Origin of the sequence: Halopseudomonas pertucinogena, assembly GCF_014646575.1 — a bacterium.
GTDB classification, from domain to species: domain Bacteria; phylum Pseudomonadota; class Gammaproteobacteria; order Pseudomonadales; family Pseudomonadaceae; genus Halopseudomonas; species Halopseudomonas pertucinogena.
In genome coordinates this window covers 1-2,614 of the sequence record NZ_BMNN01000014.1, presented here as the reverse complement: position 1 = coordinate 2,614, position 2,614 = coordinate 1, and the positions used below count along the sequence as shown (strand labels likewise).

Genomic DNA, 2,614 nt, shown 5'->3' with positions numbered 1-2,614 from the left:
TGCCTCGGTAGCGGGTAATGCCACTAAATATAACTGGGACCTGCACTTGCCGCAGGGGTTGATGGAGTACGGAGAGTCCGCCACCTCCATGGCTGATTATCTTCGGCAGCAGGGAGCCTCGCCCGAGGAGGTTAACCAGGCGCTTCGGGCAATGGCTAGGGGCGAAGGTTTTGAGGGGCCGCAACCAGCCAAGGAGTTCATGAAAGCTTGGGCAATGGCTATGTTGACCGGCGGGGGAGTTATTAGCCATACAGCCAAGGGAGTAACGCTGGTATTGGGTGGAGCCTTGGGTGGAGGTGCGAACGTGAGCTATCAGATAACCAACAAAGATCTTGAGGCCCTCAATATCACCGATGCGGCGGTGGCGACTGCGGTAGGTGCGTTGACCCAGGGTAAAGGGCTTGCTGGTTCGGTAGGAGTCAATATGGGCGGGGCTTATATTGGTAGTCAGGTTAAAGGGACGGACTCTGGTGGTGCTGTGGTTGGGGCTGGGATAGGGGCAGTAGTAGGGGGCGTAACAGGGAAGGTAACATCAAACTTACTGCCCGGTAATGTATCCAAGCTAGTGCGAGACACCTTTGAAGCAGTTACTGGGTCTGCTGTTTCTGAACACCTTAGTCAAGAGCTGTCAGGTGAAAATAAATGAAGATAATTAGGTGTTTTTTTTTGTGGATAAAGATTTTTTTTATTTCTAGTTTGGGTTCAATGGTTGCTTTTGTAGTTGCCGATTCAATTAGGGTTGTTTCTATTGGAGGTGCCGTTGGGCTAAACCTGAAAGAAAGATTTCATGATTCATTGCAGCTTGGCGCTATTCTCACTTTTTGCGCCTGTATTATAGTTGTTATTGGTTTTTTGAGAGATGATGTTTAAGAGAGCTTTTGATTAAATTTGCAGCTGATCTACCTGGGTGACATCGGCAGTATTGCCGGTGTGCCAACCACGCTGAGAACCAGCCCCGCTGTCAGCATCCGCACCGATGTGCGCCTTCATGCCGAAAAACCACTGGTTTCCTTTCCTGGTCTGATGCATCTCGGGATCACGCTTGCCATCCTGGTTCTTGGTCGAACTCGGCGCATGGATGATGGTCGCGTCCACGATGGTGCCATGACGCAGCATCAGTCCGTGCTCACCCGGGTAGCGGTTGACGATCTCGAACAACGCCGTGACCATGCCATGCCGCTCAAGAGACAACGAAAATTGAGGATAGTGGTCTCGTCCGGAATTTGGTCCAGATGCAATCAGATAACAGTGAAGATCTTGAGGCCCTCAATATCACCGATGCTGCGGTAGTTGCGTTGACCCAGGGTAAAGGGCTTGCTGGTTCGGTAGGAGTCAATATGGGCGGGGATTATATTGGTAGTCAGGTTAAAGGGACGGATGCGGGTAGTGCTGTGGTTGGGGCTGGGGTAGGGACTGCTGTGGGCTCCGGATTAAATAAAGGTGTTAATAGAACACTGCCAAAAAACATGTCAGACAAAGTGAAGAGTTTTATCTGGTCTATCTTGGGTAATTATGTTTCGGAAGCTGTTAGTGATTATTCTGGAATAGAGCCTGGAGAAAAGAATGAAAAGTGAGGTGTTCTTTTTTTTAAAGATTGTTTTTTTATATTTGGGGCTGTGCACCGTTGGTTTGTTTTTTGCTCTGATTATTTCAATGTTTATTTTGAGTTTGGTTCATGGGAGCGAAGTTGATTTGAGTTGGCTGATTTTTTGGGCGGCTAAAAAATCATGCGTAGGAGGGGTTGTTTCAGCTGCTTGGGTGGCTTTTTTTATCTATGCTAATAGGTTTTTTGATAGGGAATAGAAGCAATTACTCGGGGCGAGATGGCTATTAAAAGTGACATCTGCAAGACAGTCCCCCAAAACTGAGTGCAACACCTGACTACTCCGATACAGTATTGCTGTCCCTCCGCTCTTTAACAACTCAGAAGACAGATAGATGAACGCCATTGAGCGTTCCGTCTATCTGATCAAAACCAACCCGGCGCTGACCGACCTCAAACAATTCATGGGTTCGGACTACCTGCTGTCGAACATGGGCTACCATTCGGATCACGCCCAGAAGCGCCTGGGTGACGGCCTCTGATTTTGAGTTTTGGTTGACTTTTATGGTGGGGCCGGAGGCACTTATTTCAGGTCTTTGTGTGCACCCCAACCTGGCTCGAAAACAACTGTCCGCCCGACGGTGTTGTTTGGGGTAGGCATTTGCTGATAGTTCGCGCGTTTAATAGAGACAGGATTCTACAAGAGATACGTAGCTATATTGATAGCTGTACGGAAAGTGATTTCTGGGAGCTGGCGAAAAAGGTGTCGCGTGTGGGCGCTTGGGAGTATGAGAATTATAAATCGTAAGTATTAAGGTTTTGTCTCGAAAGGAGCGGGATGAGGAAGCACTGAACAGCTGGTCCGGCATGGGCCAGTTCGCTACTAACCAGGCTTTGCAGAACACCACCTCTGCCGTGCTCAACAAGGCCTTGGGTCAGGGCGGCAGCCTGGGTGACGCCCTGACCTCGACACTGGCCAACACCTTCGCGGCAGTGGGTTTCAACTGGGTAGGCGACATCAGCCAGGCCAATCAATGGCAGAGCGGCAGCCTGCAGAAGGTGGGGCTACAT

4 protein-coding genes and 4 pseudogenes are annotated in these 2,614 nt (G+C 49.7%); 7 read left to right on the top strand and 1 reads right to left on the bottom strand.

All coding sequences use genetic code 11. From position 1 onward, the window contains the following. A pseudogene (locus IEW63_RS14500) lies at window positions 1-646 on the top strand (hypothetical protein); the annotation flags it as partial. Then, window positions 643-870, top strand: a complete 228-nt coding sequence (locus IEW63_RS14495) for a hypothetical protein (RefSeq protein WP_188637342.1) — start codon at window positions 643-645, stop codon at window positions 868-870. The pseudogene IEW63_RS14500 and the gene IEW63_RS14495, both read left to right, overlap by 4 nt. 21 nt (window positions 871-891) lie before the next feature. Here the strand turns inward: IEW63_RS14495 and IEW63_RS14490 are convergent. Continuing rightward, window positions 892-1,238, bottom strand: a pseudogene (locus IEW63_RS14490) (transposase); the annotation flags it as partial. On the opposite strand from IEW63_RS14490, the gene IEW63_RS14485 reads away from it, so the two are divergent. The 5 genes and pseudogenes from IEW63_RS14485 to IEW63_RS14465 all read left to right on the top strand — a co-directional run. Next, a complete protein-coding gene (locus IEW63_RS14485) occupies window positions 1,233-1,574 on the top strand; it encodes a hypothetical protein (protein ID WP_188637341.1) in 342 nt (113 codons plus the stop codon). The pseudogene IEW63_RS14490 and the gene IEW63_RS14485 sit on opposite strands and share 6 nt — an antisense overlap. Next, complete coding sequence (locus tag IEW63_RS14480; RefSeq protein ID WP_188637340.1) at window positions 1,564-1,803, top strand: hypothetical protein; 240 nt, start codon at window positions 1,564-1,566, stop codon at window positions 1,801-1,803. Before IEW63_RS14485 ends, IEW63_RS14480 begins: the two co-directional genes overlap by 11 nt. Window positions 1,804-1,962: 159 nt before the next feature. Further along, a pseudogene (locus tag IEW63_RS14475) lies at window positions 1,963-2,082 on the top strand (hypothetical protein); the annotation flags it as partial. Window positions 2,083-2,135: 53 nt separating this feature from the next. Beyond that, a pseudogene (locus IEW63_RS14780) lies at window positions 2,136-2,351 on the top strand (Imm8 family immunity protein); the annotation flags it as partial. Window positions 2,352-2,362: 11 nt separating this feature from the next. Continuing rightward, window positions 2,363-2,614 (top strand): DUF637 domain-containing protein (locus IEW63_RS14465; RefSeq protein WP_229710540.1); only part of this gene is annotated, 252 nt, incomplete at its 3' end.

What these genes read in the sequence shown, in the direction of transcription:
- IEW63_RS14495 (WP_188637342.1), top strand. Translation starts at nt 643, where the DNA reads ATGAAGATAATTAGGTGTTTTTTTTTGTGGATAAAGATTTTTTTTATT.
- IEW63_RS14485 (WP_188637341.1), top strand. Translation starts at nt 1,233, where the DNA reads ATGCAATCAGATAACAGTGAAGATCTTGAGGCCCTCAATATCACCGAT.
- IEW63_RS14480 (WP_188637340.1), top strand. Translation starts at nt 1,564, where the DNA reads ATGAAAAGTGAGGTGTTCTTTTTTTTAAAGATTGTTTTTTTATATTTG.